Here is a 21126-nt window from a genome sequence, read left to right on the forward strand (position 1 = left end):
TAGACTCGAACTCATGCACTGGCTAATTTCATAAATTCCTTTTTTTGTCAACTCCTAATACTGAACCGACGCCCTAGGCAGCAGTTTAATCTGTTATTGACGCTGTTGGCAACTACAGGAAAACGCCAACAGCGACAATGGCGTCAATTACTTTTGGAACAGGTGGCAACTAATTTACTCACGATTCGACCTGAGCGTTCTGAACCCAGAGTTTTAAAACGCAGGCCGAAACCCTATCCTCGAATGCAGGAACCTCGCTCTGTCTTGAAAGCTAAACTGCGGGCGTGATTAAGCCTTTTTCAGTGCCATTGAACTTTGGCTGTCTCTGATTTCTGTATCAGATCCCTTGATGGGGGTTTCGATGATGTGAAAGCTATTGCTGGGCTGTCTCTCTTGGAGCTTTTCGAGCTGGAGTTGTAATTTTTCAATCAGCTTCTGTTGGGTGAGCACAATTTTGACCAGCTCCTGGTGGCTCAACTGGTCAACCGTTTCTAATTTTAGTGCTGCTGATAACTCTGACTTTTCGCTCATCTGACTACATTACCATATTTTTCGGCTCTCACGCTCACTATTTTTTACCTGAATTCTTACATTTTATCGATAGCAACCCTGAGCCTAGAGAACAGAAGCGAGCCATAGCTATAATGATGTGGATTGAGGGTGTGCCTGGTGCTAAAATTCAAAAAATATTAAATGTATCAGCAGCATTTATCAGTCAATGTAAAGCAAAATTTATTAAGAATGGGGTGAAAGGATTAAGACTGAAACATCAAGGGTCAAAGGCATATCTAAATCAATCAAAACGAACAGAGATTATCAAATATTTAAATGCTCAAGAGTTTTTGAGCTTACAGGAGCTTCGAGAATACATAGAAGACAAATATGATGTTCGTTTCAAATCCAATCAAAGTTATTATCAATTATTTGATGAAGCCGAGATTAGCTGGAAGAAAGCTCAAAAAAACAATCAAAAAAAAAACGATAAATTGGTAGAAGCTCATAACTGGAGTTTAGACTAAAAAGTATGATCGCCCTCAAGCAAAAGCGCGATCACCATACCACACTCTTCGGGGTTAAAGAACCAAAAACAAAGAAAAAAATACCGGACCAGCTATGTTTGAGTTAACCCGGATGCCGGAAGATAGGGAAGTCTCACCAACCCCGCTCGACCGCTATGAATGTTATCACTCAATTGCAAGAGTTTCGTCAAGCCATCTACAAAAATCTATGTAAAGCGCAAGATGCTACTTTTGAATTAATGGATGCGCTCTTATTAACGAGAAAAGCTGAAAGTTTAGCCGATTTATCCTTATCTTGCGTCTTTCGTCGCCAATGGTCGAGTGTTTACGAGGCGCTACAAGATACAAGACCCTATCGAGCAGAATTAATGAAGCTCTACATCCAACAAATCCCGCAATCAAAACGAATCGTTCTCGCAGGCGACCATACGAGTTGGTCGAGACCGTTTGCCAAAACCTTGAAAGAACGTACTTATGAACATTCTCCATCGCAACTGGGAGGTCGTCCGGTGACTGTGGGATACGGCTACAGTACCTTGGCATGGATACCTGAAGCAGAAGGGAGTTGGGCCTTGCCACTTTTACATGAACGAATTACCAGTTGGGACAGTCCCATTTCTCAAGCAGTCCAGCAATTATCGAGTGTGAGTTCTCAGTTGCCATCAAGAGCGCTATCGTTGTGGGACAGTGAATACGGTTGTGCGCCGTTTGTCAATCAAACCGCAGGACTTCCTGTAGATAAACTGATGCGCCTGCGCTCAAATTTATGTTTGTGGGGTGCACCTGATGCCTACGGGGGGCGGGGTCGGCCCAAAGTTCACGGCGATCGATTTAAACTTAATGACTCAACGACTTGGAGTTCCCCAGCACAACAAGTCGAGGCAGAAGACCCCGAATTAGGAAAAATGCGAGTTCGGGTTTGGCACAATTTGCATTTTCGTTTGTCCCCCGACAACTCGATGTCCGTTCTATTGGTAGAACGACTGACAAAAGATGGTGCGAGCGCAGTTTCTAAGCCGATGTGGTTGGCATTTGTGGGATTATCTATGCCGACTGTCACAGAAGTTTGGCGACTCTATTTACGAAGGTTTGCCATCGACCACTGGTATCGTTTTGCTAAAAATCGTCTTCACTGGACAGTTCCTGCGTTAAGTACACCCCTTCAATGCGATCGATGGAGCGATTTAATGCCCATTGTTACTTGGCAATTATGGTTGGCCCGCCAACTTGTCGCACAGCGCCCTCTACCTTGGCAAAAATCTCAAGCCAAACTAACCCCTGGACGGGTAGCTCAATCCTTTGGGAGCATTTTAGCTCTGTTAGGTACACCTGCTCGTCCTCCCAAACTTCGAGGTAAATCTCCTGGTTGGATTAGAGGGCGCAAGCGACGACCTAGAATTAGATATCCCACGGTCAAAAAAGGGTTTTCTCGCCCCATAAAAACCGCCACCAAGTCCCCTTAATCAGAAATTTTCCCTCGCTCATTTTTGAGTGCATTCAATCTAGAGTAATGCACTTCTTTATTCTGTCTTAGTCTAAACTCCAGTCATAAGATAGAAATAGAGAAAATTTTAGAAGAAAACAGAGAAGAAATAGAAGCTGGAAGACTTGTGGTATATATGATCGATGAATGTCATCTACTTTGGGGAGATGTCTGTGGATATGTTTGGGGAAAGACTCAGATAAGAGTAGAAGTACCCATGACAAATCAGAGAGAAAGGCAAACATATTTTGGCGCTCTCAATTATCAAACAAAACAATTTTTTGTGCAAGAATATGAAGCCGGAAATTCAGCAAATACAGTTTTGTTTGTAAAATACCTTCAAAGTCTAAATAAAGGAGCGAGAATTTTGATATTTTGGGATGGGGCAAGTTATCATAAATATGGAGAAATGCGAGATTATCTGGGTCTGGTTAATCAAGATTTAGAAAAATCTGAATGGTCGATCAGATGTGAATTATTTGCTCCTAATGCACCTGAACAAAACCCTGTAGAAGATATTTGGCTGGTCTGGCAAAAATTTTCTGATAAAGCATTGGTATCTCTGTAAAAGTTTCCCACTTGTTAAAAAACTATTTATGCTTGTAACTCATTGTCAAAGATTTAACTTCCCAAGTTAAATATGTATGGCTTGTTTGATATAAAGCCTAAGTTAATACCAACTTAATGAGGATTGGTGAAGCCAGATATTTTACAATTGATTTAGGATTGCTATACATAGAAAATCATTTAGGATTGCTATATTCCCCCAGTTCGGTAGCTGGACAACCATCTTCGTATTGTGGTACGATGCTTACCTAAACGCACCGCAGCAGACAATACACTATCCACTGTTTTGGTTTTGAGCCAATACAGAATCAGCAGTTTTTTGTGGCGCACAGCATCTTTCTATCGGCACAGCAAAGTTTTCAGTTCTGCTGCGGTTTCTCGAATTACAATCTTAACAACTCCTGACATTCTTTTGACCTCTATTTGCCTACTAAATTGCAAAATGCACTTATACTAACTGTAGCACTATTTTATGAAATTGGTATAACGCATCTATGATTGATAGAATAATAGCAGTTGCCCTCAATTTAATAAATCCTCAGCATTTAAGAAATTGGGAAAGCTAACTGTTGCTATTGTACCTCATAACATCGGAAAACGCTGTATTTCGCCTTCGAGGCAAATTTAGCGGCTCATAACTTTGCTCGATTATTGAGAAACTGTAAAACTCAAGGCTACACAATCAACCTAATTTACTTCTGGCTGCAATCTCCAGAAATGGCAATTGAACGGGTGCAACCCTGGGTTGAAAGTAGCGGACTTTCTATTCCCGAAATCGAGATAATTTCTCTCATATTGCTTTTCAGATAAATCCACCCTGGTTTTTTCAAATAAGCCCGTGAAGCGCAGCTATCCCGTAGGGCATCGCCTTACGTCTAACCGAAGTCATCAAATAACCAATAACAAATAACAAATAACCAAACTATTGTCAACAGTATTTTTTCGGAAATAACATTGAAGGTTAAATAAAAATTGCTAGCTAAGATTGGCGAATTATAGCACTTTGTTCAAAGTATTTGAAAATGCTAAGTTAATTAAAGATTTTATGAATGTGACGCATAAGTCTTTACATTGTCGATCGCAATTTTGTTATTGTATTAGAAAGTTTCATTCGAGCGACTGAATTTTTGTACTCCAGTCCTACCCCTAAACAGAACGGCAGTTTCCACAATGAGAATTTTAGTCACAGGCGGTGCGGGTTTTCTCGGTTCCCACCTAATCGATCGCTTAATGGCCCAAGGACATGAGGTAGTCTGCCTGGATAATTTTTACACCGGTACTAAACGCAATATCCTCAAATGGCTGGATAACCCATACTTTGAGCTGATCCGCCACGACATCACGGAACCGATTCGGTTAGAAGTAGATCAGATTTACCATCTGGCTTGCCCCGCTTCGCCAATACACTATCAGTACAACCCTGTCAAGACAATTAAAACAAACGTCATCGGCACGATGAATATGTTGGGATTGGCCAAACGGGTAAAAGCAAGATTTTTTCTCGCTTCCACTTCCGAAGTGTACGGAGATCCTGACGTACATCCACAAACAGAAGATTATCGCGGCAACGTTAATTGTATCGGGATCAGATCGTGTTACGACGAAGGGAAGCGAGTAGCTGAAACCTTATCTTTTGATTACCACCGTCAAAATGGGGTAGACATTCGAGTTGTGCGAATCTTCAATACCTACGGCCCCCGGATGTTGGAAAATGACGGCAGAGTAGTGAGCAATTTTATTGCTCAAGCTTTGCGGAATCAACCGCTGACAGTATACGGCGACGGTTCCCAAACACGGAGTTTTTGCTACGTTTCTGATTTGGTGGAAGGATTTATTCGTTTGATGAATAGCGACCAAATCGGGCCGATGAATTTGGGGAATCCCGGCGAATACACTATTTTGGAACTTGCAGAAAAAATTCAAAATATGATTAATCCAGGGGCAGAAATTATCTTTAAACCGCTGCCGGAAGACGATCCAAAACAGCGACAACCCGATATTACTCGTGCTAAAACTTGGTTGGGGTGGGAGCCAACTGTGCCGCTGGATAAAGGTTTAGAGTTGACTGTGAAAGATTTTCGCGATCGCATTGAGGGAAACCAAAAGTAGAGACTGGGAGAGGGGGAGACTGGGAGACTGGGGGAGCGAAAAAATCTTCCTTATTCCCAATTCCCAATTCCCAATTCCCGATTCCCAATTCCTACCTGATTTATTTACTAGCTTTGAGGAGATTTCTATGCAAGTTTGTGTTATCGGTACAGGATATGTTGGCTTAGTCACCGGCACTTGTTTGGCTCACATCGGCCACCACGTGATTTGCGTAGACAACAACGAAGAAAAAGTTAAATTAATGAAGTCTGGACAGTCGCCTATTTTTGAGCCCGGACTGTCTGAATTAATGTCCTCTGCATCTGCGGCGGGCAATCTAGAATTTACTTCGGATTTAGCAGCAGGAGTCTCTCACGGGGATATTTTGTTTATTGCCGTGGGGACGCCTCCTTTGCCTACTGGGGAAAGCGATACTCGCTACGTGGAAGCGGTTGCTCGTGGAATTGGAGCTCACCTCGACGGCGATTACAAAGTCATTGTCAATAAATCTACGGTGCCGATAGGTTCCGGGGACTGGGTGCGGAGGATTGTCCTCGACGGTTTGGCGGAACGTCAAAAAGCTCAAACCAATGATGCGGCGGCTACGGGTGAGGAAGTAGCAGCAAAAAAAGGTGTGGTATTTGATGTGGTTAGCAACCCGGAGTTTTTGCGGGAGGGCTGTGCTGTTTTCGATACTTTTAATCCCGATCGCATTGTTCTCGGCAGCAACTCTCGGCGGGCTATGGATATGATGCTACAGTTATACCGGCCGATTGTCGATCGCAAGTTTGCAGAAAATCCGTCTTTGCCGGAGGTTCCTGTGGTGATGACTGATATCAGTTCAGCGGAGATGATTAAGTACGCAGCTAATGCTTTTTTGGCTACGAAGATTAGCTTTATTAATGAAGTTGCTAATATTTGCGATCGCGTCGGTGCAGATATAACCCAAATAGCGAAAGGTATCGGTTTAGATTCGCGGATTGGTGGCAAGTTTCTGCAAGCTGGCATTGGTTGGGGCGGTTCTTGTTTCCCGAAAGATGTCTCAGCTTTAGTTCACACTGCTGAGGATTACGGTTACGAGGCGCATTTGCTGAAAGCGGCAGTGGAAGTAAACGAACGCCAGCGGTTGATTGCTATTGAAAAGTTGCAGCACGTTTTGAAGATTCTCAAAGGTAAAACAGTCGGACTTTTAGGTTTGACTTTTAAGCCGGATACTGACGATTTGCGGGATGCTCCTTCGCTGAATTTAATCGAGAGTTTGAACCGATTGGGAGCGAAAGTTAAAGCTTACGATCCGATTGTTTCTCAAACTGGGATGCGTCACGGTTTGTCGGGAGTTTTGGTAGAAACTGACCCGGAAAGGTTGGCCGACGGTTGCGATGCTTTGGTGTTGGTGACTGACTGGGAACAGTTTCGCAATTTAGATTACGATAAAATGGCGAAGTTGATGAATCATCCGGTGATGATTGACGGTCGCAATTTCTTAGATAAGAAGGCTTTAGAAGTGGCTGGTTTCCAATATGTGGGAATTGGAAGGTAAAGAAGAGTTTTGATCGAAACCTCTATCCCGTAGGGTGCGCCGAAGCGCACCTTACAAACGAGCATTTCTACGCCGTAGGATGCGCCGAAAAACACATTACAATTGTTGGCTACCAACAATTGCGGGTTGAGCCGCGCCGCGTGCTTTAAAAATTTTCCATCAATGTTTTTTCTTGAGCGTAAACATCTCGTAGCTGTTGCAGCGCTGAGGGAGCAATTACCGATTTAACTGTAGCGACTAATTTACCCCACTCAAGCAAGCTGTCAACTGAAACAGCCGTTTTGAAGTTGTACGTATAGAATTTAGTCCAAAATTCTGGTGCTTGTGTCCGTTTCCAGCGTTTGTACCACGCGACAAAATCTTGAGCGCAGGGCGGTTTTACTTCTAAGATTGGGGGGAAATCGGCGTAGCTGACAAATCGACTGAGGCCTTTGGCATGAACGTACACCACGTTGTGACAGCATTCGATCCGATATATCTGTTCGGGTGATATGTTGAACAGGAGTGCCACTGTTTCTTCGGTGACAAATCTCGATCGCGGATTGACGATCGACGATTTGTGAATAATTTTTGATGCGCCGATCGCTGACGCTCTTAACTGATTTTCTGATATCATTGTAGTTGCATCTGGTGGTGGTAGATAAATCTATCTCTGCTAAGTGCGATCGACAGAAATTATCTGTCGGGATTAATTTTAACTGGCGATCGTCTTTAGTTTGCAGACCGGGGGCGATCGCTTTTTGATATATTATACTAAATCCAAAATTTTGTAAATAGTGAATATGAGCAAAGGCTTAGTCAGATTGCGGGTTCGAGAGTTGGCTGCCGAGAAGGGATGGACGCTCAAGGAGGTTGCGGAGCGATCGGGCGTGGGCTACAGTACCATTAGCAATTATGCCCGTTCTCAGGGTATGGCAATGGTTGACTTTGCAGCAGTCCACAAGCTGGCTCGCACCTTTGATGTGATGATTGAGGATTTCGTGGTAATCCTAGAAAAATAGTTGAACGTTTTACCTAAATTCAATGTTTTAGCGATCGACCTTTGATGTGATGATCGAAGTTTGGATGTAATGATTTCAGCATAGGTCGATCGCCCGCAACCAAACTCGATCGCCTATCATTGAAATAACCCGCTTGGAGCCTGAAATTAGGAGAACCGTCAAATGTCAGATCCGATTACCTTGGGCTTGCTTTTCACAGTCGCTTGGCAAGGCATTTTGGGAAGTCAAGTCAATGATGCACTCAATCATGCTTGTTTGACGGGAATAAAAAAAAATTCACGAAACGGAAAAATTGTCAATCACGATTTAGAAAAAGCGCTGAAAACTTCTTTCCTGAAAGCTCAGCAACAAATCGCCTCAGAATGCAAACAGGAAATCGAGCCCAAAAATGCGGCTAACCGAGAGAGTTTTGCCTATTCGCTGCAAGACAGGCGGCGGAATTTTGATTGGTTGAAACGAAAGCTCGAAAAGCTGAAATTAGAATTAGAACAAGTCGATAAAGAAACAGTCCCGTCTGGAATTCGCATTACAGGATTAGATGAGATAGAATTGCTGCTGACTGCCGCAGATGAGTTAAAGCAGAATCAGGTTGAAGAAGTCAAGCCAAAACTGCTAGAAGTCGCCCTAGAAAATTGCGATGTCGCATCCTACAAAACTAAGTTAGAGCAAGAATTGTTCGCCTTGGTATCTGCATACTTTGCTCAGGAAATTAAGGAAAATGACAAGCTTTTTAAGATTTTTACAGGGCAGAGTTTAACGCGGATCGACAGCACAACTCAAGAGATGCACGCTTGGCTTGAGGAGATAGTTGAAAACAGCCGGATTGTTTATCAACCTATTGATTGGCAAGCTATTTGCAAGCAGATTTTAGACGAGAAAGAACAGCAGCGACTTAGTAGCAATCGGCTAACTTTTGGCAACCATCAAATAGATGATGTTTATGTGCCGCTGGGATTGGTGGAACGGCAGAAAGTGACTCAGCGACGCGAGGAGGTTGGGGCTAAGGAAGGTTTAAATTTTTACCGGATAAAACAAATTACTCAAGGGTTTGAACACAGGGAGTTTCTTGAGCAAGTAATCCAGCAAGGAAATAGCCCTAAAAGCAAGGGGAAGCGGTTAGGAATTATTGGGGAACCGGGGGCGGGAAAAACAACGCTGTTGCGGCAGATTGCGAATTGGGTAGGGGCTGAAATTTCCGAGGCGATTGTAATTTGGGTATCCTTGGCGGATTTGCAGGGGAAGGAATTAGAGCCGTATTTATTTGAGAATTGGCTGTTGGCGGCTATTAAGAGAATTGGGAAGGCTGAGGCGACTGCGGAAATTAAGGATGATTTTTTAGCACAGTTTAATGCTGAGCGCGTTTGGTTGGTATTGGATGGGGCGGATGAGATGGCTGTCGGAGATGAAAATCCTTTGGCGGAAATTCAGCGACAAATTAGAACTGGCGGCTGTATTCAAAAGGCGCGAATTGTGCTAAGTTGTCGGCAGAATGTTTGGGATGCGATCGGCTCTGCGTTGGATACTTTTGATACTTATCGTACTCTGGAGTTTTCCTATCCCGAACAGGTGGAAATGTTTATCGATAAATGGTTTGGAACCCCCCCTAACCCCCGGTTTGGAACCCCCCCTAACCCCCCCTTGCTAAGGGGGGGGACAAGAGAAGATGGGGAGCAGACAAGAGAAGATGAAATTCTTGCTCCCCCCTTACCAAGTGGGGCTGGGGGGGTGCTTTCTCAACAGCTACGGGAAGCATTAGCAGCAACAGGAAAAGAGCGAATCCGAGATTTAGTGAAAAATCCCCTGAGATGTTCGTTATTGTGCGGCACTTGGCAGTCGTTGGATGGGGAGTTGCCGGATACTAAGGCTAAGCTTTATCGGCTATTTGTGACTACTTTGTATCAGTGCAAAAAACCGCGCCTGAATTTGATTCAGCAGCAGGAATTGAATGCGGCTTTGGGGAAATTGGCACTTTCAGGGATGTTAAATGAAACGTCGCGGTTTCAGTTGCGAGAAAGTGTGGGATATCGGGTGATGGGTGCATCGCAGTTTGAGTTAGCTTGTCGTTTGGGTTGGCTGAATTTAGTGGCGAGGGATGCGGAGACGGCGGAGGGGATTTATGCTTTTTACCATCCGACGTTTCAGGAATATTTTGCGGCGTTGGCGGTTGAGGATTGGCACTTTTTCTTGAATCATATTCCTAAGAATCCGCAACATCCTGATGCTAGGTATCGCATTTTTGAGAAGCAGTGGAAAGAGGTTATTTTGCTGTGGTTGGGGCGTGAGGATGTAGGGAAGGAGGAGAAGGAAGCGTTTATTAAAGCGTTGGTTAAGTTTAAGGTTGGGTGGGATAAATTTTATGGATATCGGGCATATTTTCTAGCGGCTGCGGGGATTGCTGAGTTTAAAGATTGTAGTCTTGCTGATGAGATTGTGTCGCAGATTGTTATTTGGGGATTTGGTTATTTTAATAAGCAAAAACAGGATTGGCGGACATTTCTCGATCCAATTGTTGATAGAGCAAAGGAAGTTCTGAAAGAGACGGATCGGGAAAAGGCGGGTTCCGCTTTAGTCGAGTTGATCCGCAATTCAGGTGATGAATATACCCGGAGGCGAGCGACAAAAAGCTTAGGGGAAATAGGCAAATATAACCCAGAAACTATCTCCGCTTTAGTCGAAGTAATCGGTACTTCTCAGGATGAACATACCCGGTGTGTAGCGGCAGAGAGCTTAGGGAAAATAGAAAAAAACAACCCAGTTGCGATCGCCACTTTAGTCGAGTTACTCCACAAGTCAGTTGAGAAAAAGACCGAGAAGCGAGTGGCATATAGCTTAGGGAAAATAGGCAAAGATAGCCCCGAAGCGATTGCAGCTTTAGTAGAACTAATCCGCAATTCAGTTGATAACCATTTCTACCCGCATTTCTCTCGGCATAACGTACCTAGCTGTATAATATTGGCATATAGCTTAGTGAAAATAGGGAAAAATAATCCAGTTGCGATCGCCGCTTTAGTCGAGTTAATTCGCACTTCAGATCATAAAGTTACCCAAGAGCGAGCGGCAGAAATTTTAGGTAGGATAGACAAAGATAACCCGGTAGCGATCGAAACTTTATTGGAGTCAATCCGCAACTACCGTCCTAAAGATACTCGTTATCAAGCAGCAGAAAAATTAGCAAGAATCGGCAAAAATAACCCATTTGCGATCTCCGCTTTAGTCGAGTTAATTCGCACTTCACGTCGTAATAAAGTTACCCGGTGGCGAGCGGCAGAATGCTTAGGGAAAATAGATAAAGATAACCCAGTTGCAATCAGCGCTTTAGTCGAGTTAACCCGCAATTCCAATGAAAGGACCCGGTGGTCAGCGGCAGATAGCTTAGGTAAAATAGGCAAAGATAACCCAGTGGCGATCGCCGCTTTAGTCGAGTTAATCCGCAATTCCGGTGCTGAAAGTACCCGGTGTCAAGCAATAAAAAGCTTAGGGGCAATAGGCAAAAATAACCTAGAGGCAATCTCTGCTTTAGTCGAGTTGCTCGGTACTTCTCAAGGTGAATATACCCGGAGCATAGCGGCAGAATGCTTAGGAAAAATAGACAACAATAACCCAGTTACACTCTCCGCTTTAGTCGAGTTGCTCGGTACTTCTTATAATATGTATCTAAATCTATCGGAATTAGTAAATAAATTAGAGAAAATAGGCAAAAATAACCCAGTTGCGATCTCCGCTTTAGTGGAGTTGCTCGGTACTTCTCAGAATCCATATACCGGGTTTATAGCGACAGAATGCTTAGGGGCAATAGGCAAAGATAACCCAGTGGCGAGCGCCGGTTTAGTCGAGTTAATCCGCCGCAATTCAGGTAATGAAGATATCCGGTGTCGATTGGCAGAATGCTTAGGTAAAATAGACAAAAATCACCCAGTGGCGAGCGCCACCTTAGTCGAGTTAATCCGCAATTCAGGTAATGCAGATACCCGGTGTCGAGCGGCATCTAGCTTAGGGAAAATAGAGAAATATCACCCAGTTGCGCTCGCGACTTTAATAGAGTTGATTCCTAGTTATCACCCTGAATATTCTATTTTTGACCCGGCAGATAGCTTACTGAAAATTATGAAAGGTAAACACTTCGCCACCGCAGTCTCAGGTTTGAAAAATCGCCTAACTTCGGAAATATACAAAAATGATTTGGGTCGGAATGAAAGATGTCACGAAGTCATCTGGGAGTGTGCCGAAAATATGACTTACCCAGAATTTTATCAAGCATGGCACGCTTAACCCACCGCTGGAATTGCCGTTAACAGGTTTTCCGCCAAATCAAGAGGACTTGCTGAATGCGGTACAGAATTGGATTGGGGCGAGGGGATAAGTCGCACATCCAGGGGCCGGACTTAGGCTGAGCCGTTTCCCTACAGGTATTACAAAAACGCGCGATCGACCAAAAGCAGATGCGAATAAATCCTTTAACCTACAATACTATTTTTAGAGATGCCATCACCGAGCCTCCGAAAGACTCCCCCAAACCATGCCCAAGCCAAAAAAGACCCCCGCCAAAACCTACACTGAAATCAACCTCAGCGATCCTCAATATTACTTCAACCGAGAACAAAGCTGGCTAGAATTCAACAACCGCGTGCTCCACGAAGCCCTCGACCCCCGCACGCCCCTCCTAGAAAGGCTCAAATTTCTCGCTATTTTTAGCTCCAACCTAGACGAATATTTTATGGTGCGCGTAGGCGCCCTCAAACAGCAAGTACACGCAAAAGTCAGCAAATTGACCTCCGACGGCAGCACGCCTCAACAACAGCTAGATGCCCTTAACAAGCGGCTTTTGCCGATGGTTTCTCAGCAACACGCCTATTTTGAGCAAACCCTGCGGCCGAAACTAGCAGCAAGCGAAATCTACATTCTCGACTACATTGACCTCAATCAAGAACAGCGCAATTACTTGCACCGCTACTTCAAGGAACAAGTATTTCCCGTACTCACTCCCCTAGCAGTTGACCCCAGCCACCCATTCCCCTACCTTTCCAATCTCAGCCTCAATTTAGCAGTAGTAGTCAGAGACCCGGACACGCGCGAAGAATTGTTTGCCCGCGTCAAAGTACCGCAGGTTTTGCCGAGGTTTTTGCCGCTGCCGGGGGATTTGCAGTGGCAGCAGAGGGGCAAATCTCCAGTTTGGACTGGCGTGCCCCTAGAACAGGTGATTGCCCACAATTTAGAAGCTTTGTTTCCGGGGATGGACGTGGAGGAATATCACCCGTTCCGCATTACTCGCAATTCCGATTTGACGGTGGAAGAAGATGAGGCAGAGGATTTGCTGCTGGCAATAGAACAGGAACTCCGCAAGCGCAGGTTTGGAGGTTCTGCGGTGCGGATGGAAATTCAAGCGACTATGCCGCCTGCGCTGCGAGATATGCTGATTGAGGAGCTGGATCTCGGCGAGCAAGATGTTTACGTCGTAGAGGGGCTGCTAGGCCTCAAGGATTTGATGTCTTTTGTAGGGCTGCCAGTGCCGGAACTGAAAGACCCGCCTTGGACTCCGGTTGTGCCACCGCGCTTGCGGAACTTGGAATCGGCAAGGATTTTAGAGAAATCGATGTTGGATGCTGAGGATGGTCAGGATATTTTCACCGCCATCCGCCAGGGGGATTTGATGCTGCACCATCCCTATCACTCGTTTGCGGCGACGGTACAGCGGTTTATTACTGAGGCGGCGCACGATCGCTCCGTGTTAGCGATTAAGATGACTTTATACCGCACTTCTGGAGATTCGCCGATCGTCAGCGCCTTAATTCAAGCAGCGGAAAACGGCAAGCAGGTAGCCGTTTTAGTAGAGCTCAAAGCTAGGTTTGACGAAGAAAATAATATTAATTGGGCTCGCAAGTTAGAACAAGCTGGAGTCCACGTAGTTTACGGTTTGGTGGGACTCAAAACCCACACCAAGATTGTTATGGTAGTGCGTCGCGAGGATGGGTACATCCGCCGCTACGTCCACATCGGCACCGGCAATTACAATCCCAAAACAGCCGGACTTTATACCGATGTGGGTTTGTTGAGTTGTCGCGAGGATTTGGGCTCTGATTTGACGGATTTGTTTAATTATTTGACTGGTTATTCGCGGCAGGTATCTTATCGCAAATTATTGGTGGCACCGGTCAATATGCGCGATCGATTTTTAGCTTTAATTCGGCGCGAGGTCGAATTCTGCCGCTTGCAGGCCGAAGGCGGCACCGGTAGCTGCGGCCGCATTGTCGCTAAAATGAACGCTTTAGTTGACCCTCAAATCATTGTTGCTTTGTACGAAGCTTCGCAAGCGGGAGTTAAAATTGATTTGATTATTCGGGGGATTTGCTGTTTGCGTCCCGGCGTTGAAGGTGTTAGCGAAAATATCCGAGTTATCAGTATTATCGGCCGCTTTTTAGAGCATTCTCGGATGTTTTATTTTTTCAACGGTGGCGACGAAGAGGTGTATATTGGTTCTGCTGACTGGATGCAGCGCAATCTCACAAGAAGGGTTGAGGCGATAGTTCAGGTGGAAGACCCGACAATTGCCAAGGAATTGCAAGAAATTTTGGGGGTAATGCTGGCTGACAACCGCCAAGCTTGGGATTTGCAGCCGGGAGGACACTACTCTCAGCGGCGGCCGCCTGCTAATTGCCCGGAAGTGAGCTCTCAACAAATTTTGATGGATATGGTGATGAATTAGTCAGTTGTTATTAGTCAGTAGTCATTAGTCATTAGTCAAATTTGCAGTGAGCAGTTGTCGGTTCTTGTTAGCTATCAAGCTGTACAGCATTTAATTTTAACTTTTTGGGCTGGGTCTCCGGCCCACCCCACAAGATTTTTAGTAGCATAACTATCCAAATTAAATGCGCGACAACTAATAACCACTGACAACTGACAACTGACAACTGACTAATGACTACTTAACTGTTAAAAGTCCGCTTGAATTCTTCTAAGAGATCGTCAATTTCTTCGATCGCCTGACTCACATCTATTCTCAGGGCTCCCAAGTCCGATCGATCTAACAGCCGCACGAGGGATTCCCGCTTGCTCTCGATCTCTGCTACGCGCTCTTTGATTGTTTGTGCATCCATGGTTTTTTGCCTTTGCTACTATTAACAAAAATATTTGACATTCCCCTCTGCGAACAGACGGAGATGCTTAATTCACCGACCTACCTTTTTGGGCAACTCCCTCACTATTTTTATATGGGAAGTGATGAACCTGCTCTGGGTTTTTGAGTCTGTGTTATAGTTTGATTGTACATCAAAACCTCAGCCAAACTTCAACCAAATTTTAGCGCAAAAAAGGCGGACGTTTGGTATCTGCGGGTTTATTTTTCATCATTCCAGCTAAAAATCGTTTCAAGGCCTTCTCCCGGTTTTTCATAAAAGCAGCCCAAAATCCCGGTTGATATTCATCCATTGTCTTGGCTAGGGCCCAGACATCGATCGCTAAGATATTATAAAGCCTTTCATCTTCGCGTTTGAGCGAGTTAATCTGCTCCAGAACCGACTTGTTTGCTCCAGCAGTTTGTTTGTCTTCGTCTTTAATCATGTCCGAAAAATGGTTGAAAGGGCAAGAGTGTCGATCGCGATCGCCACTCTGTATACTTTGATGATACTGCCGATCTCGATTGCCTTCTAAAACCAACGCCGCGCAATTAACACGGATATTTACCGATGGCGCGCCCGGGCGAGTCCGGCTGGATAAGCTTCTGAAGCTAGAGACAAGACTGTGGATGCACACCGTTCCCGCGCTCATAGATGCTAGCAGTTTTTGCAGGTCTTTTGGCAAAAAAACTAAATTTATTCAAGACTTTTTGACAGATAATAATTAAAGTATATTGTTGATTCCAGCTAACTACCTCACTAATATGTTACGTAAAATTTCTTTAGCAAACCTAGCCTTAGTTGTGGGCGGTATTATAGCAGCAGTCGGGTTCACAGCCTACTTCACAGACCAACCTACCCTGAACCTAGCCGGTTTTTTTTATGGCATTCCACTGTTGCTGGGAGGTTTGGCGCTGAAAGCCGCCGAACTCGAACCGGTGGAGTTCACTGAACCGACTTCTCCCGAAGTTCTTCTCCTGCGAGAAAGTCAGGCCACAGATACTCAAAACCAAGTCCGCAAAGATATCACCCGATTTCGCTACGGCCAACCCGCGCACTTAGATGATGCTTTGGAGCGTCTGGGCTTGGCCCCAACAGACGAGGAACGGCCCCTCCTGCAAGGGTTGCGGGAAGTTGATGTGGATGGTGCTTATGGGTTAATTTTAGAGTTTTATTCGCCGTTAATGCCGATCGACCTCTGGGAAGAAAAGCAAGACAAAATAGCTACTTTTTTTGGGCCAGGTTTGCGCGCACAAGTAAGTAAAAAGGCGGAGGACAAAATTGAATTGGCTCTAATTAAAAATACTCAAGCTTAAAGTAGTTTTAAGTTTGGAGTTCGTGAATTTTGAAGCCGCCAATTAATAATTAATCCTGCATCACCTCAGATACTGATTTTGGCGGCAGCTTGAAACCTGTCGCTATCAACAAAAGCTCAATCTGCAATTGGGCGATCGCGCAAATTAGATTTTCCTTAATTACAATAGTGTTTGAGGATCGATCGGCAATCTTAAATCTGGAGAAGCACAAATGGTTTCGTCCCAAAGCAGGATAGGTATTATCGGCGCAGGAACATCAGGAGCTTATCTGGCAATTCTGCTGATTCAACAAGGGTTTCAAGTGGACTTGTTTGAAAAAGCCCCTTATCCGCGCACCGATGGCTGCGGTATCCTGATCGTACAAGCAGGTATGGAAGCGCTCGATCGCGGAAACCATCAAGTCACCCAAAAAATTATCAACTCAGGCGATCCGGTTAAATTATTCGAGTTTCGCAACCTCCGTGGCGGTGTCATCAATTCTGAACCCGTTATCTATGAAGAAAATGAACTCCCAGGAATGCTGGTACACCGCAAAGCTATTCTAGAAGCACTCCTCGACGAGTTACCCCCTGAGTGTATTCATTTTAATGCGGAAGTAGCATCGATCGCCCAAACCGATCACAGTGCGATCGCCCACTTTAAAGATGGCAGTAAATGGGAAGGCGATCTTTTAATTGGTGCCGATGGAATCGTCTCAAAAGTTCGTCAGTATATAGTTCCAAATGTTGAACTATTCTATTTAGGCGATATCGTCTGGCGAGGAATTGTCGAAGATAGCAGCTTCTGTCCCGAAGGAAACTTTTTTGTTTACGTGCGCGGTAGGGGAATTTATGCCAACTTCTTTCACATTGGCGGAGGTCGCACCCATTGGGGTTTCTTTATCGAAAAAGAGCGGCAAGACTCGGAAGTAGGAAAACTTCAACCCAATGATATCGCCATTCCTCCCCAAGAACTAGCAAAACTCCCAGAGGATGCGCGAAAAGTGATTGAATCAACCCCTTTGGAAAATATTGTCTGTCGTTTTTCCTATGATATTGACCCCTTACCAAAAATCTATGATGGTCGTGTGATCTTAATTGGAGATGCGGCCCACGCGAAAAGTTCCACACGCGCTAGAGGTATGACTTCCGGTTGGGAAGATGGTCTGTCTTTAGCCCAACATCTCACTGACAGTGCTAACATTGCCGAAGCGCTGGAAAATTTTCAAGCTGAAAGATTACCTATTGTCCACGAATATCAACGCACTAGCCGCGAAATGAGTTTGAAAATAGGTCGCCGTTAGAAATAGAGAATAGAGCAATCCCCATGTCGGCAAATATATTTTCCTCTCCTGATTTAGACAAAGTTCCTGAAATTTTCACCCGTCATCTTGGTACGTGGAAAGGCGAGTATATTAAGACTGATACTCGCGGACATTTTACTCGCAGCTTTTTTGGTAGTTTTAGCATCTCGATTGAGGGAAGTCACTACCGACAAGTTAATAATTATGAATACTCAGACGGTTCTCGCCTCCAGCTAAATTTTCAAGGGGAATTTGAAAATCGGATTCTGAAATTGTTTTCTAGCAGTTATTCTGATTTTTCGGCAATTGCGTGGGATGCGGGCCAGGAGGTTATTTGCTTTCGAGCAACTAAAACTCAGGATGACGCACTGATTACTTTTATGGAAACAATGACATTACTCAGCGAAAATCACCGAGTTCGCAGCACTCAAGCTTTTAAAGATGGCGTTTTTGATGGCATCTCATTTATTGAGGAAATGCGTGTATAACTAAGCCCGCATAAAAAAATACCCAGATTGCCGACTTCTTTAAAAAGTCGGCAATCTAACATATCTTGCGTTTTCAAGAACTAATTAATCAGCATTAACAAATAAGCGAGAACGAGTAATAAAACGCTCTCCATCCGGCCCTTCCAGGGAAAAATCGCTGCCTCCGGGTCCCGATGCCACATCTATAATTAACTGCGTGTGCTGCCAATTTTTGTATTGCTGCGCTGCAATATAAAACGGACAACCGCCTATTTCGCCGAGTAATACGTCACCATCACCAATTATCAATTCCCCGTTGGGAAAGCACATGGGGGAACTACCGTCGCAGCAGCCGCCGGATTGGTGAAACATCAATTCTCCGTGTTGAGTTTTGAGATGGCTAATTAATTTTAAAGCAGCTTCTGTCGCGGTGACTTTTGCGATCGTTTCCATTGCAGTCTCTTTGTGTAGCAATTTTATTTCGTTTTTGAATGAGATTTTTTTTTAAATGAACCGCAGAGGGCGCAGAGAAGGAGAGGAAAGAGAGAAAGAAGGAGTTCACGAATCATTGAAGTTTGTCCTTCTTCCTTTTTCCTTCCCAATGACTAAAACCTTAGAAAAAGCCTAAAGCTTTGGGGCTGTAACTTACCAACAAATTCTTGGTTTGCTGGTAGTGATCCAACATCATTTTGTGATTTTCGCGACCTATTCCCGATGATTTGTAGCCGCCGAATGCTGCGTGGGCCGGATAGAGGTGATAGCAGTTTGTCCACACGCGGCCTGCTTGAACGGCGCGGCCCATGCGGTAAGCGGTGTTGATGTCGCGAGTCCAAACTCCTGCACCTAAACCGTAGAGAGTATCGTTGGCAATTTCTAATGCTTCCGCTTCGTCTTTGAAGGTAGTGACTGCTAATACTGGGCCGAAGATTTCTTCTTGGAAAATTCGCATTTTGTTGTTTCCTTTGAAGACTGTTGGCTGGAAATAATAGCCGTCTTGCAAGTCGCCGGATAAGATATTTCTTTCGCCACCAATGAGACATTCTGCGCCTTCGGCGTGACCGATTTTGACATATTCGGCGATTTTTTCCATCTGGTTGATGGAGACTTGCGCGCCGAGGGCGGTTGTCGGATCTAAGGGGTTGTCTTGTTTGATTTGGCGGATGCGATCGATCGCCCTTTCCATGAATCGATCGTAGATTGACTCCTGAATTAAGGCGCGGGAGGGACAGGTGCACACTTCGCCTTGATTGAAGGCAAACATGACTAATCCTTCGACTGCTTTGTCGAGAAATTCGTCGTCTTGGGCGCAGACATCTTCAAAGAAAATGTTGGGGGATTTGCCGCCTAATTCTAGGGTGACGGGGATGACATTTTGGGAGGCGTATTGCATGATTAGCCTGCCGGTGGTGGTTTCGCCGGTGAAGGCGACTTTGGCAATCCGGGGACTGGTGGCGAGGGTTTTGCCGATTTCGGCGCCGGGCCCGTTAATGACGTTGATTACGCCCTCTGGTACTAAGTCGGCGATGATTTCCATCAGTACCAAGATTGAGGCGGGGGTGGGGCCTGCTGGTTTGAGGACGACGCAGTTGCCGGCGGCGAGGGCTGGGGCGAGTTTCCAGGCGGCCATTAATATCGGGAAGTTCCAGGGGATGATTTGTCCGATGACGCCTAGGGGTTCGTGGAAGTGGTAGGCGACGGTGGTTCCGTCGAGTTCGCCGATCGAGCCTTCTTGAGCTCGGATGCAGCTTGCGAAGTAGCGGAAATGGTCGATCGCCAGCGGTATGTCTGCGAGGCGGGTTTCGCGAATTGGTTTGCCATTTTCCCAGGTTTCGGCGATGGCGAGGCGATCGAGGTTTTCTTCGATGCGATCGGCAATTTTGTGTAAAACCCGCGCCCTATCGGCTGGGGAAGTCTTGCCCCACTTGTCTTTCGCAGCGTGGGCGGCATCCAGTGCCAATTCTACATCTTCGGCGCTCGATCGGGGGATTTGACAAATTGATTTTCCTGTAATTGGAGAAAGGTTTTCCGAGTATTTCCCTTTCACCGGTGGCACCCACTTGCCGCCGATAAAGTTGTCGTAGCGAGTTTGAAAAATCGACAGACTGCCGGATTGAACAGGTGCTGCTACTACCATTTTATTACCTGATTAAAATTTGTTTTCGCGGACGCTTGAAATCTCTTGAATATCAACTATCGTCTATTCTCTGGCACTTTTGTTATTTAATATACAAAATTTTACATTTTTCAACTATTTGAAATCAACGTTTTTGCTAGGTTTCGGGGTCGAGCGGGTGGTTAATCAGATTTTTTTAATTAACCGCAGAGTCCGCAAAAGAAGAGAAGAACGAGAGCAGAAAAAGAGCTTTTTACTAATTATTTAAATATGCTAAAATATAGATATAAACTTGGCAACTTCTCAAAAGTACCAATCAAATGCCTGCCTTAAATAGCGTTGTTTTTTCTTCCGATATTGAGCCTGAGTCAAAGCATTTAGACGCTGCTAAAATCCGCTGGTTTCAACGCCGGCTGAAGGCTTGGGGAAAGCGCAATTGTCGCGATTTTCCTTGGCGGCGTACCTGCGACCCCTACGCGATTTTAGTGGCTGAGTTCCTGCTGCAAAAAACTACTGCCGCTACAGTGGCTCCGATTTATCAAGAATTTGTCGATCGATATCCGACTCTCTCCGATCTAGCGATCGCGCCTGCGGAGGAAGTTGCTAGCTTGTTGCAGCCTTTGGGTCTTTTTTTTCGGGCGCAAAAGCTGCGGGAATCGGTGCTGGTTATCCTAGAAAATTATCAGGGAAATGTTCCCCGCACGGAAGCTCAGTTGCTGCAACTTCCCGGAGTTGGCAAGTACATTGCGAGATCGGTTTGCGCTAATGCTTTCGGACAGCCAAAAGCGGTGCTCGATACGAATGTTGCTCGGATTTTGCAGCGTTTTTTTGGGATTGACGGCGGTAAAATAAAATCGCGATCGCCCGAACTTTGGGAAGCTGCAGAACGAGTCGCTCCCAAACAGCAAGTCGGGCCGTGGAATCTAGGAATGCTGGACTTTGGGGTGGCAGTTTGCACTGCAAGAAACCCCCGCTGCGGCGAGTGTCCGCTGCAACAGCAGTGCGAGTACAACAAAATGAGCAGCGAAATCAATTCTCTGCTCGTTGCCGAACTCAGTTGACAAATTTTGTGCAGTCATTTTAGGGGCGGGTTCACAACAATTTCTGACTCAAACCAACAATCTCAAAAACCCGCCCCTAC

Annotated in this window: 19 protein-coding genes; 12 read left to right on the top strand and 7 right to left on the bottom strand. The window is 45.2% G+C overall.

The features are described 5' to 3' along the window. Window positions 1-288: 288 nt before the first annotated feature. Window positions 289-531, bottom strand: coding sequence for a hypothetical protein (locus tag QUA54_RS01840; protein WP_333412812.1), 243 nt, complete (start codon window positions 529-531; stop codon window positions 289-291). A gap of 113 nt (window positions 532-644) precedes the next feature. On the opposite strand from QUA54_RS01840, the gene QUA54_RS01845 reads away from it, so the two are divergent. The 3 genes from QUA54_RS01845 (at window position 645) to QUA54_RS01855 (ending at window position 3070) form a co-directional block, all read left to right on the top strand. Further along, a complete protein-coding gene (locus QUA54_RS01845; RefSeq protein WP_333412814.1) occupies window positions 645-1019 on the top strand; it encodes a winged helix-turn-helix domain-containing protein in 375 nt (124 codons plus the stop codon). 155 nt (window positions 1020-1174) lie between these two features. Beyond that, window positions 1175-2482: an NF041680 family putative transposase gene (locus QUA54_RS01850; RefSeq protein ID WP_333412815.1), complete on the top strand. Its 1308-nt coding sequence runs from the start codon at window positions 1175-1177 to the stop codon at window positions 2480-2482. A 156-nt stretch (window positions 2483-2638) separates the two neighbouring features. Continuing rightward, on the top strand, window positions 2639-3070 hold the full coding sequence (locus QUA54_RS01855) for an IS630 family transposase (protein WP_445301521.1): 432 nt from the start codon (window positions 2639-2641) through the stop codon (window positions 3068-3070). A gap of 188 nt (window positions 3071-3258) precedes the next feature. Here QUA54_RS01855 and QUA54_RS34365 read toward each other — a convergent pair whose 3' ends face one another. After that, complete coding sequence (locus QUA54_RS34365; RefSeq protein WP_445301520.1) at window positions 3259-3399, bottom strand: helix-turn-helix domain-containing protein; 141 nt, start codon at window positions 3397-3399, stop codon at window positions 3259-3261. A gap of 840 nt (window positions 3400-4239) precedes the next feature. Here QUA54_RS34365 and QUA54_RS01860 point away from each other — a divergent pair. Together QUA54_RS01860 and QUA54_RS01865 are read left to right on the top strand one after the other, a co-directional pair. Further along, window positions 4240-5178, top strand: a complete 939-nt coding sequence (locus QUA54_RS01860; RefSeq protein ID WP_172189985.1) for a UDP-glucuronic acid decarboxylase family protein — start codon at window positions 4240-4242, stop codon at window positions 5176-5178. 127 nt (window positions 5179-5305) lie between these two features. Beyond that, window positions 5306-6697, top strand: coding sequence for a UDP-glucose/GDP-mannose dehydrogenase family protein (locus QUA54_RS01865; protein WP_333204489.1), 1392 nt, complete (start codon window positions 5306-5308; stop codon window positions 6695-6697). Between the two features lie 145 nt (window positions 6698-6842). On the opposite strand, the gene QUA54_RS01870 is transcribed toward QUA54_RS01865, so the two are convergent. Further along, window positions 6843-7313: a hypothetical protein gene (locus tag QUA54_RS01870; RefSeq protein ID WP_333412819.1), complete on the bottom strand. Its 471-nt coding sequence runs from the start codon at window positions 7311-7313 to the stop codon at window positions 6843-6845. Window positions 7314-7479: 166 nt separating this feature from the next. Between QUA54_RS01870 and QUA54_RS01875 the strand changes: the two genes are divergently transcribed. From QUA54_RS01875 to ppk1, 3 genes are all read left to right on the top strand, one after another. After that, window positions 7480-7698 (top strand): helix-turn-helix domain-containing protein, encoded by a 219-nt coding sequence (locus tag QUA54_RS01875; protein WP_006632503.1) that lies wholly within the window; start codon window positions 7480-7482, stop codon window positions 7696-7698. Window positions 7699-7860: 162 nt separating this feature from the next. Beyond that, a complete protein-coding gene (locus QUA54_RS01880; RefSeq protein ID WP_333412821.1) occupies window positions 7861-11967 on the top strand; it encodes a HEAT repeat domain-containing protein in 4107 nt (1368 codons plus the stop codon). Between the two features lie 247 nt (window positions 11968-12214). Then, window positions 12215-14398, top strand: a complete 2184-nt coding sequence (ppk1, locus tag QUA54_RS01885) for a polyphosphate kinase 1 (protein WP_333412823.1) — start codon at window positions 12215-12217, stop codon at window positions 14396-14398. 220 nt (window positions 14399-14618) lie between these two features. Here the strand turns inward: ppk1 and QUA54_RS01890 are convergent, their stop codons facing one another. Both QUA54_RS01890 and QUA54_RS01895 read right to left on the bottom strand, forming a co-directional pair. Further along, entirely contained in the window at window positions 14619-14789 is a 171-nt protein-coding gene (locus QUA54_RS01890) for a hypothetical protein (protein WP_015176488.1), read from the bottom strand. Window positions 14790-14991: 202 nt separating this feature from the next. Further along, window positions 14992-15492 (bottom strand): hypothetical protein, encoded by a 501-nt coding sequence (locus tag QUA54_RS01895; RefSeq protein WP_333188739.1) that lies wholly within the window; start codon window positions 15490-15492, stop codon window positions 14992-14994. Window positions 15493-15571: 79 nt separating this feature from the next. Between QUA54_RS01895 and QUA54_RS01900 the strand changes: the two genes are divergently transcribed. The 3 genes from QUA54_RS01900 to QUA54_RS01910 all read left to right on the top strand — a co-directional run bounded on the left by QUA54_RS01900 (window position 15572) and on the right by QUA54_RS01910 (window position 17893). Next, entirely contained in the window at window positions 15572-16123 is a 552-nt protein-coding gene (locus QUA54_RS01900) for a DUF2854 domain-containing protein (RefSeq protein WP_333188738.1), read from the top strand. Window positions 16124-16334: 211 nt separating this feature from the next. Then, window positions 16335-17405, top strand: coding sequence for an FAD-dependent monooxygenase (locus tag QUA54_RS01905; RefSeq protein ID WP_333412826.1), 1071 nt, complete (start codon window positions 16335-16337; stop codon window positions 17403-17405). 23 nt (window positions 17406-17428) lie between these two features. Beyond that, window positions 17429-17893: a DUF3598 family protein gene (locus QUA54_RS01910; protein ID WP_333412828.1), complete on the top strand. Its 465-nt coding sequence runs from the start codon at window positions 17429-17431 to the stop codon at window positions 17891-17893. 84 nt (window positions 17894-17977) lie between these two features. On the opposite strand, the gene QUA54_RS01915 is transcribed toward QUA54_RS01910, so the two are convergent. Beyond that, window positions 17978-18325 (bottom strand): DUF779 domain-containing protein, encoded by a 348-nt coding sequence (locus tag QUA54_RS01915; protein ID WP_333412830.1) that lies wholly within the window; start codon window positions 18323-18325, stop codon window positions 17978-17980. A gap of 160 nt (window positions 18326-18485) precedes the next feature. Then, window positions 18486-20006: an acetaldehyde dehydrogenase ExaC gene (gene exaC, locus QUA54_RS01920; protein ID WP_333412833.1), complete on the bottom strand. Its 1521-nt coding sequence runs from the start codon at window positions 20004-20006 to the stop codon at window positions 18486-18488. Window positions 20007-20305: 299 nt separating this feature from the next. Here exaC and QUA54_RS01925 point away from each other — a divergent pair, with 299 nt between their 5' ends. Then, a complete protein-coding gene (locus tag QUA54_RS01925) occupies window positions 20306-21046 on the top strand; it encodes an A/G-specific adenine glycosylase (RefSeq protein WP_333412835.1) in 741 nt (246 codons plus the stop codon). The last annotated feature ends 80 nt before the right edge of the window (window positions 21047-21126 follow it).

The sequence above is a fragment of the Microcoleus sp. MOSTC5 genome (assembly GCF_036701825.1).
Classification (GTDB): Bacteria; Cyanobacteriota; Cyanobacteriia; order Cyanobacteriales; family Microcoleaceae; genus Microcoleus; species Microcoleus asticus.